Here is a 15,226-nt window from a genome sequence, read left to right as displayed (position 1 = left end):
AAAAGCCCTTTGATTTGAAATACATGATGAAGGCGGCGCGTTTTTTGAACGCGCCGCCTTCTCTTTTTCGGCGATATGCGTAACATCGCCAGCGAATTTGCAGATGAAGCACATGGGAGAACCGCATATGACCGTCCCCTTTAAAAACATCGGTGTCATCGGAGCCGGTCAGATGGGATGCGGCATTGCGCATGTTTCCGCCATTGCCGGCTACAGGGTCCATATCTACGATCTTTCGAAGGAAGGCATCGAAGCAGGCCTTGCCACGATCAACGGCAACCTCGCCCGCCAGGTCACCAACGGCAAGCTTTCCGACGAGGCCCGCAAGCAGGCGCTGACGCTCATCAGCGGATCGACCGACATCAACGATCTGGCGCCGATGGATCTGGTTATCGAGGCCGCCACGGAAAACGAGGAGATCAAGCGCAAGATCTATGCGCAGGTCTGCCCGGTCCTGAAGCCCGAAGCACTTCTCGCCACCAACACGTCGTCGCTTTCCATCACCCGGCTTGCATCGGCCACCGACCGTCCCGAACAGTTCATGGGCATCCACTTCATGAACCCGGTGCCCGTGATGAAGCTGGTGGAACTGGTGCGCGGCATCGCCACCAATGAAAAGACCTTCGACGCGGCGAAGGACTATGTGCGGACGCTGGAAAAGGCGATCACCGTCGCCGAGGATTTCCCGGCTTTCATCGTCAACCGCATCCTGCTGCCGATGATCAACGAGGCGATCTATACGCTTTATGAAGGCGTCGGCTCGGTGGAAGCCATCGACACCGCGATGCGGCTTGGCGCAAACCACCCGATGGGCCCGCTGCAGCTTGCCGACTTCATCGGTCTCGACACCTGTTTGTCGATCATGCAGGTGCTGCATGACGGTCTCTCCGACAGCAAGTATCGCCCCTGCCCGCTGCTGGTCAAATATGTCGAGGCCGGCTGGCTCGGCCGCAAGTCCGGCCGCGGCTTCTACGACTATCGCGGCGAGACACCGGTTCCGACACGCTGACCCCGGACCAATTTAGCTTTTGCCTGAACTCTCCGTTCAGGCGACCAGCAGGTAAGTGACCGCTCCGACGCCGGCCGCGAGGACGGATGCAGCGGTGAGCAGCCCGCAATAAACCAGCGTTCCGGAAACGCCGGCGACGAATACGCGTCCTACCGCGTTGGTGGCGAGAGCGGCGAGGATCGCGCTCGCCACGATATCCGGCGAAAGATTCTGTGCGTTGGTTCGCAGCGCGCTGAGAACGGCGACATCCGCATCGAATATGGCCGACAAAGCCGTGAGGACGATGAAGCCACCCGCGCCGATCCAGACGAGAAGGACGGCATTCAGCGTTCTCGTCGCGGCAAAGAGCGCGGCGAAAATGGCGAGGGGCACGAGGTCGAACGGGTTTTTTGCGTGGATTGCCTGTCCGGACTGCATGGTCTGCAGCCTTATGAGACCGGCTCCGCTCAACCCCAGAACCAATGCAGCGGCCAGCGTTGCCGGTGCGATGAGGGAAAACGTCGTCAACGAAAGGGCGAGAACGATAACGAGAACCCGGAGCAGCGATACGGCAGCTGCCAGCGCCGCCACACCGGCCAGAGGCCACACGTTTTCACCGCTTTTTGCCTTCTGACCGAAGCTGGCGGTTACGGCCGTCGAGGAGACGAGGGCGCCAGCCAGCCCGGTCACCAGCAGGCCACGGGTTGACCCAAGGAGGCGCACGGCGATATAGCCGCAATAGGAAATCGTGGCGCTGATCACAGTGAACAGCCATATTTCCCAAGGGTTGAAACCACCCCACGGATCGATTGTCCGGTTCGGAAGGATCGACAGGCCAACGGCGGTCATCACGGCAAGCACCAGCGCGGAGCGCAGTTCTATCCATGTCAGCCGTTCCAGCAGACGGTGGAGAACTTCCCTGCCCGCGAGCAGGGCCGCAAGGGCCGCCCCACCAGCCGCCGCCGCCTGATATTGCTCCGTTACCGCAAGCCCGCCGAGGGCAAAAACGCAGAGCGCCGCAACGACGCCGGTGACACTGAAATCATTGTCATGGCGCGCCTCGCGCAGCTTGAACCATGAAAAACTGAATGCGAATCCGAGAAAACCCGCCGCAAAGGCGAAAGCATTGCCCTGCTCATCGGCCAGCGCACCAAACACACCTCCGAGCAATCCTGAAATGCCATAGGTCCTGATCCCGGCGGTACGGCTGCCGGCCGGTTCATCGCGTTCCCTCCAGCCCCGCTCGAGACCAACGAGCAGGCCGATGGCGAGGGCAAGACCCAGCCGGGGGATAAGCAACTCCATGTCGTCACCCATTCATGGCGAAGGCCGATCATTATACGAAGGGAACGCAGATTTGTCTGCATCCGCCTGCCCGGATGGACCACCTGTGCGGGAGGCGATTTGCGACCCGTGCCGCTCGCCAGCCCGCCACCGATGTCATTTTGCCGTCGCCGCCGATACCAGCGCCTTGGCATCGTCGCTGTCCCAGGCGGCTGGGCCGTTCATGGCGGCGAGCAGGCAGCCGTTTTCATCCAGCAACAGGGTTGCCGGCAGGCCAAAAGCAAGGCCTTCCTTCTTCAGGACGTTGAAGACGCCCATGGAACTGTCGCGGTAGTGCTTCAGCGCATCGATCTTGTATTCATCCATGAAGGCTTTCGGTTTTTCATCCCCGCCGACATCGATATTGATGGCCACGACCTCAAAACCGTCGCCGCCCTTTTCATGTTCCAGCGCGTTCAGCGCCGGCATCTCTTCGCGGCAGGGCACGCACCATGTGGCCCAGAGATTTAAAAGAACCGCCTTGCCCTTGAGGTCGGCAAGCGTCATGTCCTTGGCCTCAGGTCCCTTGAAGGACAGCGGAACGACACGCGGCTTATCCGCCGCCGACATGGCCGCCACCTGCCCCTTCAGAAACGGTTTCAGCGAAGTGATGCGGTTTGCAGCACCCTCACATAAACCGCCCTCGGCCACCGCTGCCCCTTGAACCGGGCTCTCAGACCCAATATGCCTGAACCAGACCGCGCCCGCGCCGCTTAAGAGACCGGCAACGGCAGCAATTGCAACCAATCTGGCGGAAGGAAGCCTGAACGGCCTTTTTTCTGTCATCGAATACTCCAGGGCACTGCGAACATGGCTGACGGCACAGATCAGAAATCCTCCAACCAGATGTGGGGCGGACGTTTCGCTTCCGGGCCATCTGCCATCATGGAAGAGATAAATGCCTCCATCGGCTTCGACAAGAAGCTTTACGCCCAGGATATCCGCGGCTCTATGGCGCATGCCGCCATGCTGGCGGAAAAAGGCATTATTTCGCACGAAGATAAAGACAAGATCACTCACGGCCTGAACACGATCCTGTCAGAGATCGAAAGCGGCAGCTTCGAATTTTCGCGCAAGCTCGAAGATATTCACATGAACATCGAGGCGCGGCTTGCAACATTGATCGGCCCGGCCGCCGGGCGCCTGCACACCGCCCGCTCGCGCAACGACCAGGTGGCGCTCGATTTCCGCCTGTGGGTGAAGGAAGAATTGCAGAAGACCGAAGGCATGCTGACGGCGCTCATCGCCGCCTTCCTCGATCGCGCCGAGGAAAATGCCGATACCGTGATGCCCGGCTTCACCCATCTGCAGACGGCCCAGCCCGTGACCTTCGGTCACCATTGCATGGCCTATGTGGAAATGTTCGGCCGTGACCGCGCCCGCGTGCGCCACGCCATCGAGCATCTGGACGAAAGCCCGATCGGCGCTGCAGCACTTGCCGGCACCGGTTACCCCATCGACCGCCACATGACGGCCAAGGCGCTCGGTTTCCGCGAACCGACCCGCAACTCCATCGACACCGTCTCCGACCGCGATTTCGCGCTGGAATTCCTGTCGATCGCCTCGATCTGCGCCACGCACCTTTCGCGGCTCGCCGAAGAAATCGTCATCTGGTCGACGCCGCAATTCGGTTTCATCCGCCTGTCGGACGCCTTCTCCACCGGCTCCTCGATCATGCCGCAGAAAAAGAACCCCGACGCCGCAGAACTGGTGCGCGCCAAGACCGGCCGTATCAACGGCTCGCTGATCGCACTCCTGACGGTCATGAAGGGCCTGCCGCTCGCCTATTCCAAGGATATGCAGGAAGACAAGGAACAGGTTTTCGACGCCGCCGAGAGCCTGGAACTGGCGATTGCCGCCATGACCGGCATGATCCGCGACCTCGAGGTACGCAAGGACCGCATGCGCGCCGCCGCCGGTTCGGGTTATTCCACCGCCACCGATCTTGCCGACTGGCTGGTGCGCGAAGCGGGCCTACCCTTCCGCGATGCCCACCATGTGACCGGCAATGCCGTGGCGCTCGCCGAAAAGAAGGGCTGCGATCTGGCCGATCTTTCGCTTGAGGATTTGCAGGCCATTCACCCCGGCATCACCAGCGGCGTTTTCGATGTTCTGTCCGTCGAGGCATCGGTCGCCAGCCGCACCAGCTTCGGCGGTACGGCGCCTTCGGAAGTGAAGAAGCAGATCGCCTGGTGGCGTGGACGCAACTGATAAAATCGCGTTACGCTGCGATCACAAGAAACAGGGTGCACAAGCGCCCTGTTTTTCGTTATCAGAGAGGCACATATTTCCTTTGGACAGGCCCATGCTTTCAAAAACCGCGCGCAAACTCATCGTTCCCATCGGCATGACGCTCGCCGTCAGCCTTGCTCTCAGCGCCTGCGGGCGTAAGGGCGATATCGATCCGCCGAGCACGCCGGTCGAAATGCGCAACAAACGCGCCGCCGATGGCAGTGAGCCGAAGCCGGCAACGGCGGAACGGCCCTTCATCCTCGACAAGCTTCTCTGACGGGTAAAAAGCCGTGAACCATTTTGGCTATATCGACGGTGTGCTTCACGCCGAAAACGTGCCCGTGCCTGAGATCGCCAAGGCGGTCGGCACACCCTTCTACGTCTATTCCACCGCGACGCTGGAACGCCACTACAAGGTGTTCTCAGGTGCTTTTGCCGATGTGGACGCCATGGTCTGTTACGCCATGAAGGCCAATTCCAACCAGGCGGTGCTGAAGACGCTGGCGAAGCTCGGTGCCGGTATCGATGTCGTCTCCGGCGGCGAACTGCGTCGCGCGCTGGCTGCCGGCGTGCCGGCAAACCGCATCATGTTCTCCGGTGTCGGCAAGACCGTCGCCGAAATGGATTACGCGCTGGAAGCCGGCATCTACTGTTTCAACATCGAATCCGAACCGGAACTGGAAGTCCTCAACCTGCGCGCCATCAAGGCCGGCAAGCGGGCGCATGTCTCCTTCCGCATCAACCCCGATGTGGATGCGCGCACCCATGCCAAGATTTCCACCGGCAAGAAAGAAAACAAGTTCGGCATTTCCTATGAGCGTGCGCGCGCGGTCTACGCCCATGCCGCCACCCTGCCCGGCATCGAAGTCACCGGCATCGACATGCATATCGGCAGCCAGATCACCGAATTGCAGCCTTTCGAGGATGCCTTCCGGCTGCTGCGTGAACTCGTCGAGGCGCTGCGCGGGGACGGCCATGCAATCAGCCACGTCGATATCGGCGGCGGACTGGGCATTCCCTACCGCGACGACAACAATCCGCCGCCGCTGCCGGATGCCTATGCCCATATCGTCAAGAACGAGCTGAAGAGCCTCAACTGCAAGATCGTCACCGAGCCGGGCCGCCTCATCGTCGGTAATGCCGGCATTCTGGTGACAGAAGTGATCTATGTGAAAGATGGCGGCGAAAAGACCTTCGTGATCGTCGACGGTGCGATGAACGATCTTATCCGTCCCACGCTTTACGAGGCCTATCACGGCATCCGCCCGGTGGTGCAGCCATCCGAAGACGCGCCGCGCATCAAGGCCGACATCGTCGGTCCGGTTTGCGAAACCGGCGATTATCTGGCGCTGGACCGCGAAATGGCGGCACCACAGCCGGGCGATCTGATCGCCGTCAGCTCCGCCGGAGCCTATGGCGCAGTGCAGGCCGGCACCTATAATTCGCGCCTGCTGGTGCCGGAAGTGCTGGTGAAGGATGACAAGTTCCACGTCATCCGCCCGCGCGGCACCTATGAGGAGCTGATCGCTCTCGATTCCGTGCCCGCCTGGCTGGACTGATACCGCCCGCTATCCGGCGTAACCGATCACAATCAAGCGAAGCTGCCTAAAAAATGGGGGTGAGGGCTTAGGTGCCCTCGTCTTCGCCATAAAGAATGTTATCCTTGCCTCCGTGATATGAAAAGCGCGTCATTCCACGAATGGCGTTCGACGTGGCCAGAACCGGGAGAACGGATTGATGACCACTGCCGGAGAGGACAAGACTGGCGGAGAGGACAGGACAGGCAGAAAGCGCCCGACCGGCGCATTCGCGCAGCGGCCGGACCTTGCCCGCCGGGTTGCCGCCAAGCGCTTCTTCGCAAAAATCGTCCTGCTTTCGGAAAAAATTGCACCGAAAACGCTCTGGCCACTCTCCATTGTCGCCGTGTTTCTGGCGCTCGCCTGGTTCGGTCTTTACCGGCACATGCCGGATTTCCTGCGGCTCGGCATCGTTTTCGTTCTGGTTTTCAGTTTCATCGCCACGCTTCTGCCGATCCTGCGGCTGAAATGGCCGACGGATCATGAAGCCTCCCGCCTTCTGGAAGATCGCAACGGGCTGGCGCACCAGCCGGTCGGCGTGCAGGAGGATGCACCGGCCTTCGACACCCCGTTTTCCCGCACACTCTGGAAAGAACACCAGATCCGCATGGCGGAGCGCATCGCTGCGCTTAATGCCGGCCTGCCGAAACCCGATATTGCCCGCTACGACCGTCTGGCACTGCGCGCCATCCCCGCCCTCGTTCTGGCCGCAGCATTCGGTTTCTCCTATTCGAATGGTGCGGGCACAATTGCAGATGCCTTCCGCAGCCGGCCGGCCGTCGGTCCGCTCAATCCCGATATTCGTCTCGATGCATGGGTCACGCCGCCCGCCTATACCGGCCGCGCGCCGATCTTCCTGACCGGACGCGATGCGAGCGGCCGCGACGCGGTTTCCGTGCCGCAATCTTCCAAGCTGACGATCCGCATGACCGGCGGTGATGGCGGCGAAGAAGTGACCTTCGAGCCGGAAATGGCGGGCGCATTGCAGAAGCTTACGCCCGAAGCGGCGCGTGCCGACAGCGCAAGCGGCGATGTTGCCGTTCAGGCGCAGGCGCGCTCGGCCGATCAGCCCGTTGCGCCCCGCACTTTCGCCATGGACGTCACCGAAAGCGGCATGATCACCGCCAATGGCGAGCAATGGGTGTTCAACGTCATTCCCGACCAGCCGCCCAGCATCGCCTTCGACAATATGCCGCGCCGCGCCGTTAATGGTGCGCTGGAAGTGGGCTTCACCGCCAAGGACGATTATGGGCTGAAGGAAGCCCATGCCATCATCGAACCTGTCGGCGTTGCGGAAGGCGCGACAGCACTTTACCCGCCGCCGGAATTCAAGCTCGATCTGCCGCGGCAGAACAATCGCGAGATCAAGGGGCTGACCAGCCGCAACCTGACCGAACATCCAATGGCCGGCAAACGCGTGCGCATCACGCTGGTGGCAACGGATGGCGCCGGCCAGACCGGCCGCAGCCCCGCGCATGAAATGGTGCTGCCGGGCCGCAACTTCTCCGAGCCGCTTGCTGCTGCCATCGTCGAACAGCGGCAGATCTTCTCGCTGGATACGCGCCAGATGCCCAAGGCGATCGCCTATAACGAGGCGGTGGGCCTGCGCCCGGAAGAGACCATTCCCAACACCACGCATTATCTCCTGCTGCAATCGGCGCAGACGCGGATGCGTCTCGCCTATAATCAGGAGATGCTGAAGAACACGGCGGATTATCTCTGGGAAATCGCGCTCGGCATCGAGGATGGCGATCTTTCGCAGGCGGAAAAACGTCTGCGTGATGCGCAGAACGCGCTTTCGGAAGCCTTGCAGCGCAACGCCTCCGACGAGGAGATCGCCAAGCTGATGCAGGAGCTGCGCGAAGCGATGCAGCAGTTCATGAGCGAACTTGCCCAGCGCATGCAGAACGCGCCGCAAGCCAACTTGAATAACCAGGCCCAGAACGTTCTGCGCCAGCGCGATCTGGAAAACATGATGAACCAGATCGAGAACCTCGCCCGTTCCGGCAACCGCGATGCGGCGCAGGAAATGCTCTCGCAGTTGCAGCGCATGATGAACAATCTGCAGGCCGGCAGGCCGCAGCGTCAGGGCCAGCAGGGGCAGCAGCAGAGCAGCAAGATGCGCCAGCAGATCGACAAGCTCGGCGAAATCCTGCAGCAGCAGCAGAAGCTGATGGACGAGACCTTCAAGCTTGATCAGGCGCTTCGCGACCGCATGCAGCGCGGCGACCCGCAGCAGGGCGGCGAAAACGAAGACGACCAGCAGATGGGCGAGAATGGTCAGCCGCCGCAACAGGGCCAGCAAGGCCAGCAGGGCCAACAAGATCAACAGGGTCAAAACGGCCAGCAGGGCGGACAGCAGCAGACCGACCAGATGACCGCCGAGCAATTGCGCGACGCGCTGAAAAACCTGCGGGCGCAGCAGGATGCGCTCGGCAAGCAGCTCGGGGAATTGCAGCAGGGCCTTCGCGATCTCGGCATGGAACCGGGCGAAAACTTCGGCAAGGCCCAGCAGGAAATGCAGGGCGCCGGCGAAGCGCTGGGCAAGGGCCAGGGCGAACAGGCGGTCGAAGGCCAGGGCAATGCGCTGAACGCGCTGCGACAGGGCGCGCAGGACATGATGGGCCAGATCATGCAGGCCATGCGCCAGCAGGGCCAGCAACCCGGACAGGGACAGGAAGGCATGGCCGGCCAGGGCGGACAAAATGGCCGCGACCCGCTCGGCCGCCCGCGCAGCACGACCGGCCCGGATTTCGGCGATCAGGTGAAGGTGCCGGATGAGATCGACGTGCAGCGCGCCCGTGAAATTCTCGAGGCCATCCGCGAAAAGCTCGGTAACAACCCGCCGGGTGAAGTGGAACGGCGTTATCTGGAGCGGTTGCTGGATATTCGGTGAGAGGTGCGCACGGATTATGGTGCGCTACGTTACGTTCTACCTAGAAGCTAAAGTTTCTCCGTCATGCCGGACTTGATCCGGCATCCAGCCGACGCGCGTCTGCGCGGCGAGAGGCAGTCCCTTCAGCCCAAGGGCTTGGGCTGGCTGGATTCCGGCTCAAGGCCGGAATGACGGAAGTGGGGAATTGCGCAGAACCGCAGACGAAGTCGGACCAACAAAAAAGGCGGCCCCTGGCCGCCCTTTCAATCTCTGTAATCTCGCCGTTCAGGCCGCAAGCGCACGCGCCACGGCCTTGCGAATATCTGGAAGTGCAAAAGGCTTCGAGACGACGTCAACGATCTTCTCCGCCAGATCATCGGCGCGTTCGCGCTGTTCGGCATAACCGGTCATCAGCAAAATGCGCATGGCCGGGAAGCTTTCGGCAGCGCGGTGCGCCAGCTCGATGCCATCCATGACCGGCATGCGGATATCCGAAAGAAGAAGATCGAAACTGGTTTCCTGGAGCTTCTCCAGCCCCTGCTCGCCATCTGCCGCCTCATGGGTCTCGTGACCGTCGAGACGGAGCGCCCGCGCCACGAAAGAACGCAGCGCATCCTCGTCTTCGGTAATCAGAATCTTCGCCATTACTCATTGCTCCTGGGCATCATTTCCAGCCGTGAGCAACATCGCAGGCTCCTCTTTTCAAGAGGTAAACACCCAGGCTTAGGCTGGGTGAATGGTTAATGAGGCGTCTCCGCCCTGTGCCGTTCCGGCACGGCAAATAAGCTCAGGCGTCGCCGGTCACGACGCCGACGAAGGGCAGTTCGCGGAAGGCATAAGCCACGTCCATGCCATAACCCACGACGAAATAATCAGGACATTCGAAACCGACATAATCGGCCTCCAGATCTTCCTTGCGCTTCACCTTCTTGTCGAGCAGCACGGCGATGGTGACGTTGCGGGCGCCACGCTCGAAAAGCAGTTCCTTGGCAAAACGCAGCGTGCGGCCGGATTCGAGAATATCGTCGATCAGCAGGACATCCCGGTCTTTCACGTCACTGTCGATATCCTTGACGATCCTGACGCCTTGGGAAACCGTGCCGGTGCCATAGCTGGACAGCGTGATGAACTCGACTTCGGGCGCTAGGCCGCTGTCATGCAGCGCGCGGATAAGATCGGCCGCGAAAATGAACGATCCCTTGAGCACGGCGATGACCAGCAAATCCTTGGTCGGGCCGCTGGCAATGTGCTTGGCCATGTCGCGATTGCGCTCGGCGATCTGCTCGGCGCTATAAAGCGGCTCGATGTTTTTTCCACGGACGACGGGCATTCTTACTCCTGTGCTGCGCCTTGCCGATTTTACCTTTCAGTAAAAATAGAAGACAGGCGTTAGCACAGTCAGCGTTCGGACGCACCCGCCTCAACGAAGGAAAGCTTGATCTCAGGCGTTTTTCCACCGGGATGGCGCAGTTTTGCCGAAAAACCGTGGCTGAAACCGGGCTGCATCTCTTTCACCGGCGGCTCGATGACCATGCTCGCCACCAGCTGTCCCTTGGCGGCGAAGAGATCGGCGCGAAGGGCCGGCACCTCTTCCAGATTGCCGCCATTGTTTTCCACAATGCCGCTGATGAGCAGAATATCCATGCCGCCCGCCTCCTGCGGGGTCACGGAGACATGGGAAATGGCGAGCGGGTTGACCGAAGCCGCAACAGCCGTCTTTTCCGGCACCACGACAGACAGGCCGCCCGAGCAGACGAAAACGAGAATGGCGAGCCCCGCCACCAGCGCCGAATAGGCATCCGCCGAAAGGCGCGACAATCTGCGATCCAGCCAGCCGATGAAAGCAAGGCCGAGCACACCGATGGTCACGGGTGGCTTTGCCATCTGCCGGCGCGCTGCGCCACGATTGTCATTTCCGGGCTGGCGCGCACGGTTTTCCTTGATGGTGACAAATTCCGCGTCTACCACATCGCGGTCGGGATTTGCCGCCCGTGCCGTTCGGCGCGCCGGTGTTTCCGGCATCAGGAGGTCAAAATCGAATGCCGCTTGCCGGCGAGATGAACGGAACATAGCCATAGAATTCCCCGGTCAGGTTTTCCGGCCCGCAAAACTGGGCATTGCAACGAATCCTGCCAAGTTTTAAATTTAATTGGTTAATGCTTCGCAAAAACGGCTCGCGCAGGCCACCGGAACCGGTTTAAACCCCGACATCCGAACCCACGCGCCGGCGGCTTGCGAACCACCACGAAACGAAGAGACTGGAAGTCCGTTGATCCATTTCGAAAATGTCGGGTTGCGTTACGGCATGGGACCCGAGATCCTGAGGGACATGACCTTCGACATTCCCAAAGGGTCGTTCCAGTTTCTGACCGGCCCGTCGGGTGCCGGCAAGACGACGCTGCTGCGCCTGCTCTTGATGTCGCTGCAGCCAACACGCGGCAATATCCGCATGTTCAACCGCGATGTGTCGCGCATTCCGCGCAGTGAGCTGCCGATGCTGCGCCGCCGCGTCGGCATCGTATTTCAGGATTTCCGTCTGCTCGATCATCTGACCACCTATGAAAACGTCGCCCTGCCGCTGCGCGTACGCGGCAAGGAAGAAAGCGCCTATCGCAACGATGTGATCGAGCTTCTGAAATGGGTTGGGCTTGGCGAGCGTATCAATGTTCTGCCGGCCATCCTTTCCGGTGGGGAAAAGCAGCGCGCCGCCATTGCCCGCGCGCTGATGGACCAGCCGGAAATATTGCTGGCCGATGAGCCGACCGGCAACGTCGATCCGCCCATGGCCAAACGCCTGCTGAACCTCTTCCTGGAACTCAACCGGCTGGGCACGGCCGTCGTCATCGCCACACACGATTTCGCGCTGATGGACCAGATCGATGCGCGCCGGATGATCCTGACCGAAGGGCGGCTCGATATCTATGAATGAGATCAACCGCAAAGCCTTGAAGCCCGAAGCGGCGCAGCCGAAGCGCCCGCCCATGCGCATCCGCCCCATGGCGCCCATCCTGCCGCCTTCCAACATTCAGGGCAATGCGCTGATGGTGGTGATTGCCATCATGGCCTTTCTCGCCTGCCTGACGCTTGGCGCGGTCTCCATGGTGCGCGCCACCGCCGCCACCTGGCAGAGCCAGATTTCCCGCGAGATCACAATCCAGATCAAACCCGAGGACGGGCTGGACATGAATGCGGCGCTCACCAAGGCGCGCAATCTGGCGCTCACTTTCGTCGGCACCCGCGACGGCACCATCCTCGACGATGCGGCGACCTCGCGCCTGCTGGAACCATGGCTCGGCAGCGGTCTCGATCTTTCCGAACTTCCCATACCGCGCCTCGTCGTCATCACCATCGATGAAAACAACCCGCCCGATTTCCAGGCGATGCGGGATATGCTGAAAACGGAAATCCCGCAGGCCTTTCTGGACGATCACCGCACCTGGGTGGACAGGCTGGTTTCCATGGCCAGAACCACCGTCATGATCGGCGTCGGCGTGCTCATCCTCGTCTTCACCGCCATGGTGCTGACGGTGGTATTCGCCACGCGCGGCGCGCTTTCCGGCAACCGGCACATTGTCGAGGTACTGCATTTCGTCGGCGCCGAAAGCAGCTTCGTGGCGCGCGAATTCCAGAAGCATTTTCTGAAGATCAGCCTCAAGGGGGCAGCGGCAGGCAGCGCGCTGGCCGCCGCCGTGTTCCTTTTGGCCGGATTCTGGCAATCGAGCACGGTCGCCACGCCGCAGAGCGACCAGGCGAGCGCACTTTTTGGCTCGTTTTCGGTCGGTCTCGGCGGTTATTTCGGCATCGCCATGACGATGATCATCATCGCGCTTCTCACCACCATTACCGCGCGCATGACCGTCATCCGCACCATTGACGATATTGACCGCGTCCGGTCCGATCCGTCGAAAAGCGATGGCCTTGCGTCGTGAGATTATCCTCCGAAATTCCGCAGAAAAACTGAAGCCGTCACACACCGGATGTAACCTGCGGACGGTGGACAAAATTGCCTGTTCCTTGCCTTAATCGGCGAGTATTCAGGAGGAATGTTTGTGAGTCGGATGGACCAGGATCAGACGACGGCGCGGCCGGGCCAAAAGGGCCTGTTGTCGCGGCGCGGTCCTCTGCGCCGTTTTATTCGCGGTCTCATTCTGCTTTGCGTCATCGCGCTCGGCGCATTTTCCGGCGGCTTTTTGTGGTTTGCCGATTCCGTCGCCTCCATGCGTCCGCCGGAGGGGGCGAGAGGCGATGCCATCATCGTTCTCACCGGCGGTTATCAGCGCATCGAACAGGCTGTCGGCCTGCTGAGAGACGGTGTGGGCAAGCGGCTCTTGATTTCCGGCGTCAACCCCGCCACCACCCGGGCGCAGATCCGCAAGATGACGCAAGGGTCATCCGACATGTTCTCCTGCTGCGTGGACATGGGTTACAAGGCGATCGACACGATCGGCAACGCCAATGAGGCGGCAAGCTGGATACGCGATCACAATTATTCCTCCATTGTCGTCGTTACCAATAATTATCACATGCATCGCAGCCTGCATGAATTGCGCAGCGCCAGCCCGCAGACGGAATTCATCGCCTATCCCGTCATCAGCGCCGATCTCGCCCGCACCAACTGGTTCGTGGAGCCGGATGTGGTGAGAACCATGCTCTACGAATATCTGAAGTTCGTGGCGGCGGCCGGACGCGACCTCACCGGCTTCGGCAAGGGCGACGGCCTGCGCAAGGTCGTCACGGACCACGCCCCGCCGAAAGTGACGGCGGCTTCGTCGTAAGCGTCCAGAAACACGCTTGCTGCCGCCCCTTGTTTTCGTGTAGGCGTCTGGCATCGGCATCCGGCACCGGGCTTAAGGCTTCGGACGGCTGCGTCCCGGGAAGGCTGTTGATGCTCAAGCTGCGCTCTTTTCTTTTCAATACGCTGTTTTACCTCAATCTGATTGTCCGCATGATCGTGCTGACGCCGATCTATTTCATCCTGCCGCGCAAGATCGCCTTCGAAATTCCCAAGAACTGGGCGCGGTCCAACCATTGGCTGATGAAAACCATCGTCGGCACCACCTTCGAGATCGAAGGGCTGGAAAATATTCCCGAGACCGGCTGCATCTTCGCACCCAAACACCAGTCCTTCTGGGATACCTACGCGCTGCTGCCCAACCTGCCAGACCCCGTCTACATTCTGAAACGGGAATTGATGTGGATTCCGCTGTTCGGCTGGTATGTGATGAAACAGCGCATGATCCCGGTCAACCGTGCCGCGCGCGGCAAGGTGATGCTGAAGGTGATGGAGCGGGCGAAAGAGGAAATGGCCGCTGGCCGCGAACTCATCATCTATCCGGAAGGCACACGCCGCCCGCCCGGCGCCGAACCCGAATATCGTTACGGCATCGCGAGGCTTTACCGCGATCTGCAGGTGCCGGTCATTCCCGTTGCCATGCATCCCGGCCTCTTCTGGCCGCGCCGGTCCACCATGCGTTATCCCGGCCACTTCAAGGTGCGCATCCTGCCGGCAATCGAACCGGGGTTGGACCCGGACGTGTTTTTCAAACGCCTGATCGATGTGACGGAAAAGGCGAGCGACGAGTTGCTGCTCGAAACCGTGCGCAACAACCCGCACCTGCCGCTGCCGCCGACCGCCGTGAAGCGGATCGCCGAACTTCAGGGCAAGGAAACCGCAGCCGGCTGAGCGGCGAGCGTGCCGACATTTTTGGCGATGCTCTCCAGGAGCGAATCGCGAATGCCCATCTCCTGCAGGTGCTGCACGGTGTTGAAGACATAATCCGTATTCGGTCCGGAGCGACCAGTCGCAGCCGCGATGATGACAGCCGATTCGGCAACGCCGAGACCGCCGATATATTGCTCATGCGCGGGATCGGCCACATAGGTCACCGCACTGCCGCGCCGGCCATTGGCGAGCGCGATGGAAACCACCCGCTCCTTGTAGACATTCGTCACCAACTCGCGCTCGCGCAGATAGGCCATGACGGGATCATGGTCCGCACCCCGCACGCGGAAGGCGACGCCGAGGCAGGAGCCACCACGCTCCAGGCCGAGAACGAGGCCGGGCTTTTCCTCCGTGCCTCTATAATAATTGGAACTGATGCAGAGCGAGCGCCGATACCCGTGCAGCCGCGCCTGCTGCCTCTCTTCAAAGGCGAAGCCGGGGTTCCACATCAACGAACCGTAGCCAAAGACCCAAAAATCGTCCATATCCCAAGCCAAATCGAAATTGTC

General features: G+C 60.9%; 16 protein-coding genes. 9 read left to right on the top strand and 7 right to left on the bottom strand.

What is annotated here, in order from left to right; all coding sequences use genetic code 11:
• The coding region (locus O3S81_RS22365; RefSeq protein ID WP_269346789.1) for a hypothetical protein at nt 1-193 on the bottom strand (193 nt) is incomplete at its 3' end.
• Between O3S81_RS22365 and O3S81_RS22360 the strand changes: the two genes are divergently transcribed.
• Nucleotides 128-1,009 carry a 3-hydroxybutyryl-CoA dehydrogenase gene (locus O3S81_RS22360; RefSeq protein ID WP_269346769.1) on the top strand — a complete coding sequence of 294 codons (882 nt, stop codon included), beginning with the start codon at nt 128-130 and terminating at the stop codon, nt 1,007-1,009. The two genes, O3S81_RS22365 and O3S81_RS22360, sit on opposite strands and share 66 nt — an antisense overlap.
• Nucleotides 1,010-1,045: 36 nt before the next feature.
• On the opposite strand, the gene O3S81_RS22355 is transcribed toward O3S81_RS22360, so the two are convergent.
• A complete protein-coding gene (locus O3S81_RS22355; RefSeq protein ID WP_269346767.1) occupies nt 1,046-2,293 on the bottom strand; it encodes an MgtC/SapB family protein in 1,248 nt (415 codons plus the stop codon).
• Between the two features lie 135 nt (nt 2,294-2,428).
• Nucleotides 2,429-3,097 carry a thiol:disulfide interchange protein TlpA gene (gene tlpA, locus O3S81_RS22350; protein WP_269346765.1) on the bottom strand — a complete coding sequence of 223 codons (669 nt, stop codon included), beginning with the start codon at nt 3,095-3,097 and terminating at the stop codon, nt 2,429-2,431.
• Nucleotides 3,098-3,121: 24 nt separating this feature from the next.
• Here tlpA and argH point away from each other — a divergent pair, with 24 nt between their 5' ends.
• From argH to O3S81_RS22330, 4 genes are all read left to right on the top strand, one after another.
• Nucleotides 3,122-4,522: an argininosuccinate lyase gene (gene argH / locus O3S81_RS22345; protein ID WP_269346764.1), complete on the top strand. Its 1,401-nt coding sequence runs from the start codon at nt 3,122-3,124 to the stop codon at nt 4,520-4,522.
• Nucleotides 4,523-4,616: 94 nt separating this feature from the next.
• The gene (gene lptM / locus O3S81_RS22340) at nt 4,617-4,820 is read left to right on the top strand and encodes an LPS translocon maturation chaperone LptM (RefSeq protein ID WP_003509930.1); all 204 of its coding nucleotides are present in this window, start codon (nt 4,617-4,619) and stop codon (nt 4,818-4,820) included.
• Nucleotides 4,821-4,833: 13 nt separating this feature from the next.
• Entirely contained in the window at nt 4,834-6,102 is a 1,269-nt protein-coding gene (gene lysA, locus O3S81_RS22335) for a diaminopimelate decarboxylase (protein WP_269346761.1), read from the top strand.
• A gap of 178 nt (nt 6,103-6,280) precedes the next feature.
• On the top strand, nt 6,281-9,016 hold the full coding sequence (locus O3S81_RS22330) for a TIGR02302 family protein (protein ID WP_269346759.1): 2,736 nt from the start codon (nt 6,281-6,283) through the stop codon (nt 9,014-9,016).
• Nucleotides 9,017-9,280: 264 nt separating this feature from the next.
• On the opposite strand, the gene O3S81_RS22325 is transcribed toward O3S81_RS22330, so the two are convergent.
• The 3 genes from O3S81_RS22325 to O3S81_RS22315 form a co-directional block, all read right to left on the bottom strand.
• Complete coding sequence (locus O3S81_RS22325; RefSeq protein ID WP_269346757.1) at nt 9,281-9,640, bottom strand: response regulator; 360 nt, start codon at nt 9,638-9,640, stop codon at nt 9,281-9,283.
• Nucleotides 9,641-9,782: 142 nt separating this feature from the next.
• Complete coding sequence (gene hpt, locus O3S81_RS22320) at nt 9,783-10,325, bottom strand: hypoxanthine phosphoribosyltransferase (protein ID WP_269346755.1); 543 nt, start codon at nt 10,323-10,325, stop codon at nt 9,783-9,785.
• 68 nt (nt 10,326-10,393) lie between these two features.
• Nucleotides 10,394-11,065, bottom strand: a complete 672-nt coding sequence (locus O3S81_RS22315) for a hypothetical protein (protein WP_269346752.1) — start codon at nt 11,063-11,065, stop codon at nt 10,394-10,396.
• 199 nt (nt 11,066-11,264) lie between these two features.
• On the opposite strand from O3S81_RS22315, the gene ftsE reads away from it, so the two are divergent.
• The 4 genes from ftsE (at nt 11,265) to O3S81_RS22295 (ending at nt 14,678) form a co-directional block, all read left to right on the top strand.
• The gene (gene ftsE, locus O3S81_RS22310) at nt 11,265-11,924 is read left to right on the top strand and encodes a cell division ATP-binding protein FtsE (protein WP_269346750.1); all 660 of its coding nucleotides are present in this window, start codon (nt 11,265-11,267) and stop codon (nt 11,922-11,924) included.
• Entirely contained in the window at nt 11,917-12,924 is a 1,008-nt protein-coding gene (locus O3S81_RS22305; protein ID WP_269346749.1) for a cell division protein FtsX, read from the top strand. The genes ftsE and O3S81_RS22305 overlap by 8 nt, the downstream gene beginning before the upstream one ends.
• Nucleotides 12,925-13,053: 129 nt before the next feature.
• Entirely contained in the window at nt 13,054-13,770 is a 717-nt protein-coding gene (locus O3S81_RS22300) for a YdcF family protein (protein WP_269346788.1), read from the top strand.
• 110 nt (nt 13,771-13,880) lie between these two features.
• On the top strand, nt 13,881-14,678 hold the full coding sequence (locus O3S81_RS22295; protein ID WP_003523315.1) for a lysophospholipid acyltransferase family protein: 798 nt from the start codon (nt 13,881-13,883) through the stop codon (nt 14,676-14,678).
• Here the strand turns inward: O3S81_RS22295 and O3S81_RS22290 are convergent.
• Nucleotides 14,651-15,202 (bottom strand): gamma-glutamylcyclotransferase, encoded by a 552-nt coding sequence (locus tag O3S81_RS22290; RefSeq protein ID WP_269346747.1) that lies wholly within the window; start codon nt 15,200-15,202, stop codon nt 14,651-14,653. The two genes, O3S81_RS22295 and O3S81_RS22290, sit on opposite strands and share 28 nt — an antisense overlap.
• Nucleotides 15,203-15,226: the final 24 nt, after the last annotated feature.

It is taken from the genome of Agrobacterium sp. SOY23, assembly GCF_027212525.1.
GTDB classification, from domain to species: Bacteria; Pseudomonadota; Alphaproteobacteria; order Rhizobiales; family Rhizobiaceae; genus Agrobacterium; species Agrobacterium tumefaciens_I.
Note: the sequence above shows the minus strand (reverse complement) of the source record. Positions and strands in the feature narration are given on the sequence as shown.